The organism is Streptococcus oralis ATCC 35037 (assembly GCF_900637025.1).
GTDB lineage: Bacteria > Bacillota > Bacilli > Lactobacillales > Streptococcaceae > Streptococcus > Streptococcus oralis.
In genome coordinates this window covers 99,572-114,414 of record NZ_LR134336.1, presented here as the reverse complement: position 1 = coordinate 114,414, position 14,843 = coordinate 99,572, and the positions used below count along the sequence as shown (strand labels likewise).

The 14,843-nt window shown below is 40.0% G+C and carries 12 protein-coding genes; 8 read left to right on the top strand and 4 right to left on the bottom strand.

Features of this window, described 5'->3' with window-relative positions:
• Positions 1-25 precede the first annotated feature (25 nt).
• Positions 26-2,086 (bottom strand): heavy metal translocating P-type ATPase, encoded by a 2,061-nt coding sequence (locus EL140_RS00600; protein WP_000008773.1) that lies wholly within the window; start codon positions 2,084-2,086, stop codon positions 26-28.
• 1 nt (position 2,087) lies between these two features.
• Positions 2,088-2,366: a DUF6110 family protein gene (locus tag EL140_RS00595; RefSeq protein WP_000910905.1), complete on the bottom strand. Its 279-nt coding sequence runs from the start codon at positions 2,364-2,366 to the stop codon at positions 2,088-2,090.
• Between the two features lie 151 nt (positions 2,367-2,517).
• Between EL140_RS00595 and EL140_RS00590 the strand changes: the two genes are divergently transcribed.
• Positions 2,518-3,366 carry a putative RNA methyltransferase gene (locus EL140_RS00590; protein WP_001095540.1) on the top strand — a complete coding sequence of 283 codons (849 nt, stop codon included), beginning with the start codon at positions 2,518-2,520 and terminating at the stop codon, positions 3,364-3,366.
• 62 nt (positions 3,367-3,428) lie between these two features.
• Here the strand turns inward: EL140_RS00590 and glgP are convergent, their stop codons facing one another.
• Together glgP and malQ are read right to left on the bottom strand one after the other, a co-directional pair.
• A complete protein-coding gene (gene glgP / locus EL140_RS00585; RefSeq protein ID WP_000937156.1) occupies positions 3,429-5,687 on the bottom strand; it encodes a glycogen/starch/alpha-glucan family phosphorylase in 2,259 nt (752 codons plus the stop codon).
• A gap of 24 nt (positions 5,688-5,711) precedes the next feature.
• The gene (gene malQ, locus EL140_RS00580; protein ID WP_000747314.1) at positions 5,712-7,229 is read right to left on the bottom strand and encodes a 4-alpha-glucanotransferase; all 1,518 of its coding nucleotides are present in this window, start codon (positions 7,227-7,229) and stop codon (positions 5,712-5,714) included.
• A 474-nt stretch (positions 7,230-7,703) separates the two neighbouring features.
• Here malQ and EL140_RS00575 point away from each other — a divergent pair, with 474 nt between their 5' ends.
• From EL140_RS00575 to EL140_RS00545, 7 genes are all read left to right on the top strand, one after another.
• Positions 7,704-8,975, top strand: a complete 1,272-nt coding sequence (locus EL140_RS00575; RefSeq protein WP_000095463.1) for an extracellular solute-binding protein — start codon at positions 7,704-7,706, stop codon at positions 8,973-8,975.
• Between the two features lie 126 nt (positions 8,976-9,101).
• Positions 9,102-10,394: a carbohydrate ABC transporter permease gene (locus tag EL140_RS00570; protein WP_000431414.1), complete on the top strand. Its 1,293-nt coding sequence runs from the start codon at positions 9,102-9,104 to the stop codon at positions 10,392-10,394.
• A 1-nt stretch (position 10,395) separates the two neighbouring features.
• Complete coding sequence (locus EL140_RS00565; protein ID WP_001065654.1) at positions 10,396-11,238, top strand: sugar ABC transporter permease; 843 nt, start codon at positions 10,396-10,398, stop codon at positions 11,236-11,238.
• 180 nt (positions 11,239-11,418) lie between these two features.
• Positions 11,419-12,219 carry a DUF1189 domain-containing protein gene (locus EL140_RS00560; protein WP_000938236.1) on the top strand — a complete coding sequence of 267 codons (801 nt, stop codon included), beginning with the start codon at positions 11,419-11,421 and terminating at the stop codon, positions 12,217-12,219.
• A 9-nt stretch (positions 12,220-12,228) separates the two neighbouring features.
• Positions 12,229-13,215, top strand: a complete 987-nt coding sequence (locus tag EL140_RS00555; RefSeq protein ID WP_001145430.1) for a LacI family DNA-binding transcriptional regulator — start codon at positions 12,229-12,231, stop codon at positions 13,213-13,215.
• Positions 13,216-13,437: 222 nt separating this feature from the next.
• A complete protein-coding gene (locus tag EL140_RS00550; RefSeq protein WP_000426609.1) occupies positions 13,438-14,481 on the top strand; it encodes a hypothetical protein in 1,044 nt (347 codons plus the stop codon).
• Positions 14,459-14,842, top strand: coding sequence for an ASCH domain-containing protein (locus tag EL140_RS00545; RefSeq protein WP_000645808.1), 384 nt, complete (start codon positions 14,459-14,461; stop codon positions 14,840-14,842). Before EL140_RS00550 ends, EL140_RS00545 begins: the two co-directional genes overlap by 23 nt.
• Position 14,843 lies beyond the last annotated feature (1 nt).

Sequence of the window (14,843 nt, the reverse complement as noted above, 5' to 3'; positions counted from 1 at the left end):
CCTTTTTGCTGTGAATAGTCCCCACCTATCCCTTAATAGACAGGCTACGCAGGACTATGCGTAAGGTTGTTAGATTATGTAGGATAGAGAGGTTTGAAGGACTGAGCCAATTAAACAAGCCAAAGCCAATCAAACTACTATTTACGACAACGGTATCTTGAATATTCTTCTTGATGAGTGTTTGCAAAGATGATGATAGCCAATCCAACTCTTGGAAGAAATCCAAACGATTATCTAACAATAAGATATCGCTCATCTGCTTAGAAATATCTGCACTCTCATTCATCACCACACCGATATCTGATAGGGTTAGAGCCGCTGAGTCATTCAATCCATCTCCAACCATCAAAATCGTGTGACCTGCTTTCTGCAGTTCCTCTACTAACTCAAATTTCCCATCAGGTTTCAAGTCTGTATAGACCTGATCAAAGGGCAAATCTTTGACTAATTCCTCTGTCCTAACCAAGGTGTCCCCTGTTGCCAGAATCAATTTTTTCCCTTGTGCCTTAAGTTTCTCCAAGGCTGCTTTTGCTTCTTTTCTCAAAGGAGTATGAATGCAGAACATTCCAATCAATTCATTCTGATAAGCCAAGAATAAGAGATTGTAGTGACTCTTGTACTCTTCAATTAAAGCATTTTGTTCTGAACTGATATGAATCTGCTCATCCTGCATCAAGACATAATTCCCAATAAGAACTGGTTGGCCATCTATATGAGATTTGATCCCCTTGCTTGCAATATATTGGAGTTTCCCATGCATTTCCTCATGTTCAATTCCCTCTATCTCAGCTTGCTTGACGATGGCATTAGCAATAGGATGATAAATGTGTTCCTCAAGACAGGCACTGATTCTGAGAATATCTTCCTCACTATAGTCCCCAAAAGGTAACACCTTTTCAACTATAGGATAACTAGTTGTGATTGTTCCCGTCTTATCAAACAAGAAAGTATCAACTTCCAGATATTTCTCCAGAACATCCCCATCCTTAATCACCATTTCACGGTTCAACCCCTCCTTGATAGCTGTCAAATAAGCTACAGGAGTAGAGATTTTCAAAGCGCAGGAGAAATCGACTAATAGGAAAGAAATAGCCTTAGAAAAAGAACCTGTTAATAGGTAAGTTAGCCCAGCCCCCAAGAAATTATATTTGACGACCTTATCCGCCATCTTGATGAAATAGCGTTGTTTCGTTTTCTTGTTTTCTTCAGATTTCTTCATTAACTCAATCAGTTGTAAAATCCGGCTGTTCATCTGATTATCGGTTACACGAATGCGTAACTCTCCAGTTTCTAATACTGTATTTGCACAAACCAAATCAGACTCTCTTTTTTCAACTGGAAAACTCTCTCCCGTCAAGGAACTTTCGTTGACCATACCTAAACCTGAAACTACTTGTCCATCAAACAGAATTTCATTTCCTTGAGATAGGACCAAGACATCTCCTATTTGAACATCGGAACTCTTGATACTAACAACCGTATCGCCCTGTACTAAGAATACGTCGTTCTCTTTTGCAAGAAGACTCTGTTCTAAATCTGTTGCAGTTTTTTTCAAAGACCACTGATCTAAATGATTCCCCAAATCAAGCATAAACATGATATTGCTAGCTGTCTTGGATTGGTTCATAAACAAGGACAATAAAATCGCCGAACAGTCCAAGACTTCCATCGTTAGTTCCTTACGCGCTAGTGTTTGATAAGCTTCTCTAATATAACCCAAAGCCTGATAACAAGTCCATATATAGCGAATAGGATACGGCACAAAACTACGAAAAAGTACACGCTTAATCGCTGCACCTGAAACAATAGAATAAGCACTCTCTTCTCTACGAATGGGAAGAGTCATCAACTCAGAAACTTTCCCTTTATCAATTCTTTTTAAAAAGGCTTCTGCATTATCTAATACAGAAAAGCCTTCTTTTATGCGTAGAGTAAAGTGCTGTTGATCCATGTAAAACTGGATAGACTCAATCCCCTTTTCATCTCTCGCCAAGGAACGAAGATAGTCTTGAATATCCAAGGTGAGTGAAAAAGAAGATGATAGTCGGATATGTTGGTATCCTCTATGTAGCACTTTAAAAGACATATTATTCTCCTATAAGGCTATCTAATTGCTCTTCTTTTTTCTCTTGCTCGTACAAATATTTGGCATCTTGCAAGACATCGTCTCCATGTTGTTTCACAATAGAAACAGATGCATCCAATTCGTCTTTCAATTTGTAAGCCTTAGCCAAAGCTTTAGAATAGCCTTTTTTAGCTTCTTTACTTGCCAAGATTTTCAAACCAAGAGTGCCAAATGCTACACCACCCAAAAAGAGTGATGATTTTTTCGCAGCTTTTGCGATGGTTAATACTTCTTTTAACATAGTCGTTTCCTCCTTATCATTATTATATAGCAATTTAGATATAAAAGCAATTCCATTCTATGGATTAAAGAATTGGATTTATTTCTATTGAATCTCATATCTACATACTCCTATACTTGCTTTCGCTTGCCTCTTTTGCTAGACTTAAACTATGAATACAAACCTCAAACCAAAACTCCAGCGCTTCGCTACTGCTAGCGCTTTTGCCTGCCCCATCTGCCAAGAAAATCTGACCTTGGTCGAAACTAGTCTCAAGTGTAGCAATCGCCATTCTTTTGACTTGGCAAAATTCGGCTATGTCAATCTGACTCCTCAAATCAAGCAATCTGCCAACTACGACAAGGAAAACTTTCAAAACCGCCAAGAAATCCTAGAAGCTGGCTTTTATCAGACTATCTTAGAAACCATCTCAGACCTGCTTGCAAGCCTAGAAACTGCCAAAACTATCTTGGATATCGGTTGTGGCGAAGGATTCTACTCTCGTAAACTCCAAGAAAGGCATCCTGACAAGACCTTCTACGCCTTTGATATTTCAAAAGATTCCGTTCAAATCGCTGCCAAGAGCGAACCCAACTGGGCGGTCAACTGGTTTGTCGGTGACCTGGCTCGTCTCCCTATAAAAGACGCCAGCATAGATATCCTGCTTGATATCTTTTCGCCTGCCAACTATGGGGAATTCCGTCGCGTTTTATCCAAAGATGGTATTTTGATCAAGGTCATCCCGACTGAAAATCACCTCAAGGAAATCCGTCAAATGGTGCAGGACCAGCTGACAAAGAAGGATTATTCCAACCAAGATATCAAGGAACATTTCCAGGAACATTTCAGCATCCAATCTAGTCAGATTGCTTCCTTAACAAAACCTATCTCGGCTGAGCAACGCCAAGCCCTGCTTGCCATGACGCCTCTCCTCTTTCACGTTGACCAAACCAAGATTGACTGGAGTCAGTTGACTGAGATTACCATCGAAGCAGAGATCCTAGTTGGGAAAGCACTGTAAATAAAACTTTCAGATAAGACAAAACCCGCACCTTCAAGGTACGGGTTTAAGTTATGTAATTATTAGTTCAAGTGCCAGATATCTTCGTTGTATTGAGCAATTGTACGGTCAGATGAGAAGAATCCTGCTTTAGAAATGTTAACGATGACTTTATCCAACCATGCGTCGCGGTCTTCGTAATCAGCAAGCATTTGCTCTTTGACTTTAATGTAGTCTTCCAAGTCAAGGAGAGTCATGAACCAGTCTTTGGTGATCAATTCGTTGTAGAGACGTTCCAAGCGTTCTTTCTTACCTACTGCAAGAACAGCGTCGCTGACGATGAAGTCAACCAATGGTTTGATGGCTTCACGAGCATAGAATTCGCTTGATTTGTATGCTGCTTTTGCGTAAAGGTCGATAACAGTTTCTGAATCTTCACCGAAGATGTAGATGTTGTTGTCGCCAACCAACTCAGCGATTTCCACGTTAGCACCGTCCATAGTACCAAGAGTCAAAGCTCCGTTCAACATGAATTTCATGTTACCAGTACCTGAAGCTTCTTTAGAAGCAAGTGAGATTTGTTCTGAGATGTCACATGCTGGGATAAGGAAGCTTGCTGCAGTAACGTTGTAGTTTTCAACCATAACCACTTGCAAGTGTGGAGCTACAGCTGGGTCGTTAGCAATCACTTCTGACAAGCAAAGGATCAAGTGGATGATGTCTTGGGCAATTGTGTAAGCAGGAGCCGCTTTACCACCAAAGAAGACTGTGATTGGACGAGCAGGGATGTTACCAGCCTTGATATCAAGGTATTTGTGGATCACATACAAAGCGTTCATTTGTTGGCGTTTGTACTCGTGAAGACGTTTGATCTGGATATCAAAGATAGAGTTTGTATTGATTTCCACACCTTGGTGTTCTTTCAAGTGACGAGCCAATTTACGTTTGTTGTGAGCCTTGATGCTTTCCAATTTTTCTTTAACAGCAGCCTTGTCTTCGTATGACAAGAGTTTTTCAAGCTCATCAGCTTCATGGTGCCAACCCTCTCCAATAATCTCATCCAAGTAGTGAGACAAACTTGGGTTCGCATGCATGAGCCAACGACGGAATGTAATACCGTTTGTTTTGTTGTTGAATTTTTCTGGGTAGATGTCGTAGAAAGCTTTCAACTCTGAGTTCTTCAAGATCTCAGTGTGGAGTGCTGCTACCCCGTTAACACTATATCCGTAGTGGATATCCATGTGAGCCATGTGAACGCGGTCGTTTTCATCAATGATTTGAACAGCTGGATCTTTGTATTCTGCTTTCACACGACGGTCCAATTCTTTGATGATTGGTACCAAGTGAGGAACCACTTCTTCCAAGAATTCAAGAGGCCATTTTTCAAGGGCTTCAGCAAGGATTGTGTGGTTCGTGTAGGCAGTCATGCTACGAACGATAGAGATTGCTTCATCAAGTTCGATACCACGTTCAGTCAAAAGACGGATCAATTCAGGGATCACCATTGATGGGTGAGTATCGTTGATTTGTACAACTGCGTAGTCCGCAAGGTCGTGCAAGTTGCTTCCCTTTTCGATTGCTTCGTCGATGATCAATTGCGCGCCGTTTGAAACCATGAAGTATTGTTGGAAGATACGGAGCAATTCACCTTGCTTGTCGCTGTCGTCTGGGTAAAGGAAGAGTGTCAAGTTGCGAGCGATATCTGTCTTGTCAAAGTTGATACCATCTTCGATGATAGAAGAATCAACTGAATCCAAGTCAAACAAACGCAAGCGGTTTTTAGTAGCTATCTTGTAACCAGGTACATCGATATCGTAAAGAGTCGATGTCAATGTGAAGTGTGCAAATGGCACTTGGTAGCTACGGCTTGAGCGAACCAACCAGTTTTGCTCAGTCAACCAAGCGTTAGGAATTGTTTCTTGTTGGTTGTTTTTAAGAACTTGTTGGAAAAGACCGAAGTGGTAGTTCAAACCAACACCGTCACCATTCAAACCAAGTGTAGCGATTGAGTCGATAAAGCAGGCTGCCAAACGTCCCAAACCACCGTTACCAAGTGATGGTTCCAATTCTACTTCTTCGATTTCGATCAACTCTTTACCTGCAGCAGCAAGTTCTTTTTTCACATCGTCGTAAAGACCAAGGTTAATCAAGTTGTTTGACAAGAGTTTACCGATCAAGAACTCAGCTGAGATGTAGTAAACTTTTTTCTTACCAGTGTTGACTGGTTTTTGGCTGCTTGCAAGTTTGCTGTAGTTGAGAAGAGCAAGGTAAAGCTCTTCATTGCTACATTCTGCAATGGTTTTATTGTAACGTTTTTGTACAAATTCGTTTAATGGTAACATGTTTATGTGTCTCCTGATATTGTCTTATTTCTTTAATTCTACCAAATTTTCATTGATTCGGCGATAAATTGTAGTCAAGTCAAGCAAAGTTTCTTCAACAGCTGGTGTCAATTGATCTGCTGTCATACGCCATGACCAGTTTCCGCCAAGAGTAGATGGGAAGTTCATACGAGCTGACTCATCTAGTTCTAGCAAATCTTGCATAGTTGCAATTGCCATGAAGCTAACTGATGAAAATACTGTGCGAAGCATTGCGTGTGGCACTGTTTCATACTCTTTACGGTTCGTGTAACGAGCCATGTATTCACGAGTTGGATCGTCAATCTCATTACGGTACCAACCAAGGACTGTATTGTTATCGTGTGTTCCTGTGTACATAACAGAGTTGGCAGGTGCCAAGTGTGGGCTATCGATACTTTCATCTTCTGGGTTGAAGGCGAATTGAAGAATCTTCATCCCTGGGAAGCCAGTGCGTTCACGCAACTCAATGACTTCATCTGTCATGAAACCAAGGTCTTCTGCGATGATGTTTAGCTCACCAAGCTCTTCCTTAACGGCTGCGAAGAGTTTGTACCCTGGACCTTTCACCCATTTACCAGGTGCTGCTGTATCGGAACCAGCAGGAATTTCCCAGTAAGATTCGAAACCGCGGAAGTGGTCGATACGAACGATATCGTAGATCTTGAAGCTTTCGCGCAAGCGTTCAATCCACCATTTGTAACCGTCTTTGTCCATTGCTTCCCAGTCATAGATTGGGTTCCCCCAAAGCTGACCAGTGGCAGAAAACTCATCTGGTGGGCATCCTGCGATGCAAGTTGCTTTACCATTGGCATCTGTCTTGAAGAGGTGTGGATTTGCCCACATGTCGCTTGAATCTTCCGCTACATAGATAGGCATGTCCCCAACGATTTCGATGTGGTTGTCGTTAGCGTAAGCTTTCAATTTCAACCATTGTTGGAAGAAGAAGTATTGAGTCACACGGTGGTAAACCAACTTGTCTGCCAATTTCTCACGGTAGCTTTCAAGCGCTGAAGCTTTACGAGCACGAGCGTCTGCATCTGGCCATTCTGTCCAAGCAAGATTGTCAAAATGCTCTTTGATCGCTATATACTCAGCGAAGAGTTCAAGCCATGATTGGTTGTCTTTAGCAAACTTCTCAAAATCTTTGACATTTCCCACTTCCAAGAAGCGTTTAACTGCTTTTTCTAAAAGCGGACGACGTGCATAATAAATCTTCGCATAATCAACTTCAGATGCATCGCTACCAAAGTCAACACCTTCAAGGTCACTAGCTTCGAGCAAGCCTTGCTCTACTAAGATATCAAGGTCGATAAAATGCGTATTTCCAGCAAAGGCCGAGAATGATTGGTATGGAGAATCTCCATAGCTTGTTGTCCCAAGAGGAAGGATTTGCCAGTAACGTTGCTTCGTACGAACCAAGAAATCAACGAAATCATAGGCAGTCTGCCCAAATGATCCAATCCCGTATGCTCCTGGCAGAGAAGAGATGTGCATCAACACACCACTTTGACGTTTTTTCATAATAGCACCTCATGTGTTTGTTATAAAACGTTGCGCAATTAAGGCGCAAACGTTTGCGTTAATTTAAGTATAACGCATTTCAAAAACAAATGCAAGCGTTTTTAAAATTTTTTTTGAATTATTTTAATCAAACAAAACTTGTTCCCACTGATATTTTATGAAATAAGCGAAAAAAATTTTAAAGATTTTCTGATTTAAGATAATTCATTCTCAATATCTGCTCTATTTTCTGAAAAACCGAGCCGAATTTACGCAATCGTTTTCCTAATATATTTTCAATTCAAAAAAAACAAACATTTTAAGTTCTTTCCTATATATGGGCTTTAACAAATGTTTGAAACCTTAAAATTTTTTTAAAAATTTTTCTAAAAAAGCTTGCAACCGTTTTCTATTTGTGCTATACTAAGTTCGTAAAAGAAAACGTTTGCGTTTTCTCATTAAATTATTTTTGTTATTCTTTAGGAGGAATACACTATGTCATCTAAATTCATGAAGAGCGCTGCTGTGCTCGGAACTGCTACTCTTGCTAGCTTACTTTTGGTAGCTTGCGGAAGCAAAACTGCTGATAAAGCAGCTGATACTAGCTCATCTGAAGCAAAAGAAATCACTTTCTACGTTGAAGACCAATACAAAGCCTACGCTGAAAAAGTTGCTGCAGCTTATGAAAAAGAATCAGGTACAAAAGTTAACATCAAATCAGGTGACCAACTTGGTGGACTTGACAAACTTTCTCTTGACAACCAATCAGGTCAAGCTGCTGACGTTATGATGGCACCATACGACCGCGTAGGTAGCCTTGGTACTGACGGACAACTTTCAGAAGTTACTTTGAGCGATGGTGCAAAAACAGATGATAAGACTAAATCTCTTGTAACAGCTGCTGACGGTAAAGTTTACGGTGCTCCTGCCGTTATTGAGTCACTTGTTATGTACTACAACAAAGACTTGCTAAAAGAAGCTCCAAAAACTTTTGCTGAATTAGAAGAACTTGCTAAAAACAGCAAATACGCTTTCGCTGGTGAAGATGGCAAAACTACTGCCTTCCTAGCTGACTGGACAAACTTCTACTACGCATATGGACTTCTTGCTGGTAACGGTGGTTACGTATTCGGACAAAACGGTAAAGACGCTAAAGACATCGGTCTTGCAAACGACGGTTCTATCACTGGTGTCAACTACGCTAAATCTTGGTATGAAAAATGGCCTAAAGGTATGCAAGATACTGAAGGTGCTGCAAACTTGATCCAAACTCAATTCCAAGAAGGTAAAACAGCTGCTATCATCGACGGTCCTTGGAAAGCTCAAGCATTCAAAGATGCTAAAGTAAACTACGGTGTTGCTACTATTCCAACTCTTCCAAATGGTAAAGAATACACACCATTCGGTGGTGGTAAAGCTTGGATCATCCCATCAAGCACTAAGAACCTTGAAGCTGCACAAAAATTTGTAGACTTCCTTGTTTCAACTGAACAACAAAAAGCATTCTACGATGCAACTAACGAAATCCCAGCTAACACTGAAGCTCGTTCATACGCTGAAGGTAAAAACGATGAGTTGACAACAGCTGTTATCAAACAGTTCAAGAACGCTCAACCAATGCCAAACATTTCTCAAATGTCAGCAGTTTGGGATCCAGCTAAAACTATGCTCTTTGATGCTGTAAGTGGTAAAAAAGATGCTAAGACAGCTGCTAACGATGCTGTAACATTGATCAAAGAAACAATCAAACAAAAATTTGGTGAATAATTGAATTCGTTACAAGGGGGGAGAATACAAATCCCCCTTTGATTTTATAAATTTACGAATGATTGCAGTTGCCTATCTAGTGATTGGAGACAAACTTCAATCTCGTATCCTATGAAAGGAGTATTCATGGAAAACCAACAACCTAGCAAAGCAGCCTTGCTTTCAGTGATTCCTGGGTTAGGACAGATTTACAATAAACAAAAGGCAAAAGGTTTTATCTTCCTTGGTGTAACTATCGTATTTGTTCTTTATTTCCTAGCACTTGCAGCCCCTGAATTGCACAATTTGATCACTCTTGGTGACAAGCCAGGTCGTGATAATTCCCTCTTTATGCTGATTCGTGGTGCCTTCCATTTAATCTTTGTAGTCGTTTATGTGCTCTTTTATTTCTCAAATATTAAAGATGCACATACAATCGCAAAACGTATTAACAATGGAATTCCTGTCCCACGTACTTTTAAAGACATGATCAAAGGTATTTATGAGAATGGTTTCCCTTACCTCTTGATCATCCCATCTTACGTCGCTATGACATTTGCGATTATCTTCCCAGTTATCGTAACCTTGATGATTGCCTTTACCAACTATGACTTCCAACACTTGCCACCAAACAAATTGTTGGACTGGGTTGGTTTGACTAACTTTACAAACATCTGGAGCTTAAGTACCTTCCGTTCAGCCTTCGGTGCGGTTCTTTCTTGGACCATCATCTGGGCCTTGTCTGCTTCTACTTTGCAGATTGTGATTGGTATCTTCACCGCTATCATTGCTAACCAACCATTTATCAAAGGAAAACGTATCTTTGGTGTTATTTTCCTTCTTCCTTGGGCTGTTCCAGCCTTCATCACTATCTTGACATTCTCAAACATGTTTAACGATAGTGTCGGAGCGATCAACACTCAAGTATTGCCTATCTTGGCTAAGGTTCTTCCTTTCCTTGACGGTGCTCTTATCCCTTGGAAAACAGACCCAACTTGGACCAAGATTGCCTTGATTATGATGCAAGGTTGGCTAGGATTCCCATACATCTACGTTTTGACTTTGGGTATCTTGCAGTCAATTCCTAACGACCTCTACGAAGCGGCTTATATCGATGGTGCCAATGCTTGGCAAAAATTCCGCAACATCACTTTCCCTATGATTTTGGCTGTTGCAGCACCAACATTGATCAGCCAATACACCTTCAACTTTAACAACTTCTCTATCATGTACCTCTTCAACGGCGGAGGTCCTGGTAGCGTTGGTGGTGGAGCCGGTTCAACTGATATCTTGATCTCATGGATTTATCGTTTGACAACAGGTACATCTCCTCAATACTCTATGGCGGCAGCTGTTACCTTGATCATCTCTATCATTGTCATCTCTATCTCTATGATCGCATTCAAGAAACTACACGCATTTGATATGGAGGACGTCTAAGATGAATAACTCAATCAAACTCAAACGTAGACTGACTCAAACCCTCACTTACCTCTACTTGATTGGTCTTTCAATCGTGATTATCTATCCACTTTTGATTACTATTATGTCAGCCTTCAAGACTGGTAACGTCGTAGCTTTTAAACTAGATGCTAACGTCGACTTTAGCTTTGCCAACTTCCAAGGGCTCTTCACTGAAACCTTGTACGGCACTTGGTACCTCAACACTTTGATTATCGCCTTGATTACCATGGCTGTTCAAACAAGTATCATCGTACTTGCTGGTTATGCCTACAGCCGTTACAACTTCTTGGCTCGTAAACAAAGTTTGGTCTTCTTCTTGATCATCCAAATGGTGCCAACTATGGCCGCTTTGACAGCCTTCTTCGTTATGGCCCTTATGTTGAATGCCCTTAACCATAGCTGGTTCCTCATCTTCCTATATGTCGGTGGTGGTATCCCAATGAACGCTTGGTTGATGAAAGGCTACTTCGACACAGTACCGATGTCTCTTGATGAATCAGCAAAGCTAGATGGTGCAGGACACTTCCGTCGCTTCTGGCAAATTGTTCTCCCTCTTGTTCGGCCAATGGTTGCAGTACAAGCGCTCTGGGCCTTCATGGGACCTTTCGGAGACTATATCCTCTCTAGTTTCTTGCTTCGTGAGAAAGAATACTTTACAGTTGCCGTTGGTCTACAGACCTTTGTCAGCAATGTGAAAAACTTGAAGATTGCCTACTTCTCAGCAGGTGCTATCCTCATCGCCCTTCCAATCTGTATTCTCTTCTTCTTCCTACAAAAGAACTTTGTTTCAGGACTTACAAGTGGTGGCGACAAGGGATAATCTATCCCCGCCACCCTTTTTCATTTTGATCTTGTTTCTAAAGTTGAAAGATTAGACACAAGACCGCAAATAGTAGCAAAATCAGCTTTTCAGTAAGCAATTTATCTACTAGACTTGAAATAAAGCACATTTCTCTATATAATAATACTCATATAGAAAACACCTTTTAGAAAGATACAAATGCTTCCATATCCATTTTCATATTTTTCAAGTATTTGGGGATTTCGTAAGCCCCTGTCAAAACGTTTTGGACTCAACTGGTTTCAACTCCTCTTTACTAGCATTTTCCTCATCAGCTTGTCTATGATTCCAATTGCCATCCAAAACAGCTCACAGGAAACGTATCCACTGGATACCTTTATCGATAATGTCTACACACCCCTGACAGATGAAGCAATCATGGATTTGTCGGAGAATGCGCAGATAGTAGATGGAAAACTGAGCTATGCTGGAACTAAAAATCAGCAAGCTTCTCTTCTGATTGGTCCAAGTCCAAGTACGGAATTGCCAAAGGATTTGCAACTTCATTTTGATACTGAAGAACTCATCATCAGCAAGGAAAGCAAGGAACTGACCCGCATTCGCTACCACGCCATTCAAACGGAGAGTTTCCAGAGTAAGGAAGCTTTAACCCAGGCTATTTCTAAAGACTGGTATCAACAGAACCGTGTCTATATCAGTCTCTTTCTCGTCCTTGGTGCTAGCTTCCTCTTTGGATTGAATTTCTTCATTGTCTCTCTTGGAGCTAGTCTTCTCCTTTATATCACCAAAAAATCACGCCTCTTTTCATTTAGGAGCTTTAAAGAGTGCTACCATTTTATCTTGAACTGTTTAGGATTACCAACTTTGATTACGCTTGTTTTGGGACTTTTTGGTCAAAATATGACAACCCTTATCACTGTACAAAACATTCTTTTTATTCTTTATCTGGTCACCATCTTTTATAAAACACATTACCGCGATCCAGATTATCATAAATAGGAGATTTTTATGCCCGTTACGATTAAAGATGTGGCCAAGGCTGCAGGTGTCTCACCTTCAACTGTAACCCGCGTTATTCAAAACAAATCAACGATTAGTGATGAAACCAAAAAACGAGTTCGCAAGGCAATGAAGGAACTCAACTACCATCCCAATCTCAATGCTCGTAGCCTAGTTAGCAGCTATACTCAGGTTATCGGTTTGGTATTGCCTGACGACTCGGATGCCTTCTACCAAAATCCTTTCTTCCCGTCTGTCCTTCGAGGGATCGCCCAAGTCGCGTCTGAAAACCACTACGCTATTCAGATTGCAACGGGGAAAGATGAGAAAGAACGTCTCAATGCGATTTCTCAGATGGTTTATGGCAAGCGTGTTGACGGTTTGATTTTCCTCTACGCTGAGGAAGAAGACCCTCTGGTCAAGCTAGTAGCTGATGAGCAGTTCCCTTTCCTCATTCTCGGAAAATCAACTTCACCCTTTATCCCTCTTGTTGATAATGACAATGTACAAGCTGGCTTTGATGCGACAGAGTATTTCATCAAAAAAGGATGCAAACGAATTGCCTTTGTCGGGGGTACAAAGCGACTCTTCGTAACGCAAGATCGTCTAACTGGCTATGAGTCCGCACTCAAACAACACCAACTTCCGATGGATACCAACTTAACCTACTTTGCGACCGAGTTTCTAGAAGAAAAAGGATATCAGTTCAGTGAACTTCTGTTCAATCACGATCCGCAGATTGACGCTATTATCACAACCGATAGTCTCCTTGCAGAAGGAGTTTGTGACTACATCAGTAAGCATCAGTTAACTGTTCCTGTCTTGAGTTTCGACTCTGTCAATCCTCGACTTGATCTTGTAGCTTATGTGGATATCAATAGTCTGGAACTTGGGCGCGTTTCCTTTGAAACCATTCTCCAGATTATCAACGATGCTAAAAACAATAAACAGATTTGTTACCGCCAGTTGATTGGACACAAAATTATCGAAAAATAAAGACCAGCCCCGAATAATTCAAATATCGCCCTATAAGTTAGATTTTCTTCACCTAACTTATAGGGCGATATTTGAATATTGAAAGACATATACAAAATTATACTACTAAAAATCATTCCCAAGCTGATAATTGATATAAATACTCTAATTATGAACATTATTTTTTAACGGGCATTGTGAAGTTATGGTATAATGAGTTATATCAATTTTTGGAGGCGGATTATGGAAAATGATGTGATTCAAAAAGTTAAGATTGGCAATCTTGATTTCGAAAATCCTTTTTTTGATTCTCTAAGGGATGATTACCCTGGATTTAATTCTTGGCTTAGTAGAAAAAGTGGAGAAGACGCCTATGTTTTGGAGGTTAACAATCAATTATTGGGGTTTTTGTATCTTAAAGATGAAGAGGAGGCTGATGACAGTATTACTCCTTCTTTTGATATGCGACGCCGTTTGAAAATTGGAACCTTTAAAATTGTTTCTCATGGCACTGTACTAGGTCAACGTTTCTTAAGTATTATTTTAAGAAAAATGTTGAATAATGATCATGATTTTACTTATGTTACTTTGTTTCCTAGACAGATAGGTTTAATTAATCTTTTTGAGAAATTTGGTTTTCGTAAATGGGGAACAAAGAGTAATGGAGAGTTAGTTTATTTTAAAGATTTAGCAGTCCTTAATGATATCTATAAAGATTTTCCTCGTTTGTCACTTCAATCTCCCACTAAAAAATATTTGCTTTCTATATTTCCTCAGTATCATACAAAGATGTTCCCAGAATCTCAATTACGTACTGAGAGACATCACTATGTTGAAGACTTATCCGTAACAAATTCTAGTGAAAAGATTTATATTAGTGCTGCTAGACAGGTTCTTGAAATGCGACCTGGGGACCATATTGTTATATATAGAACAGCAGAAGGGGACATACCTGCAGAATTTAGCTCCGTTGCTTCAACAATATGTACTGTTAGCGAGATTAGGCAGATAACAGATTTTGAAAATTTTGATAAATTCCAAGAATATTGTGGTAAAGGGACAATTTTTAGTCAAGAAGAACTGCAAAAGTTTTGGTACAATCAATATCCTAAATATATTATAAAAATGCTTTATAATGTCTCTTTGAACAAAAGAATTATTCGGAGAGACTTAAGAGACATTATTGGGATTAATGCTCAACGATGGACCTGCGTAGAGCTATCAGAAGATCAATTTTATCATGTTTTAGAAATGGGTGAAATAAATGAAAGCTTTATTATCGATTAAGCCAGAGTTTGTAGAAGAGATTATAGAAGGGAGAAAAAAGTTCGAGTATCGGAAAAAGGTTTTTAAGCGTCCAGATGTTTCTTCAATCGTAGTTTATGCAACGAAGCCATACGGTAAAGTAGTTGGAGAATTTGAAATCGAAACTATTTTAGAAGAGAATATTGATAAATTATGGAATGATACCAAGCATCTATCTGGTATTTCTGAGGAATTTTTCTATGAGTACTTTAAAGATAGGGATAGTGGTTTTGCTATTCAGATTAAAATGTTTAAAGAGTACAAAAAACATCTTGATTTATCAGAATTTGATTCCACAATAAAAGCGGCGCCTCAATCTTTTTGTTATATAGGGAGGTATTAGT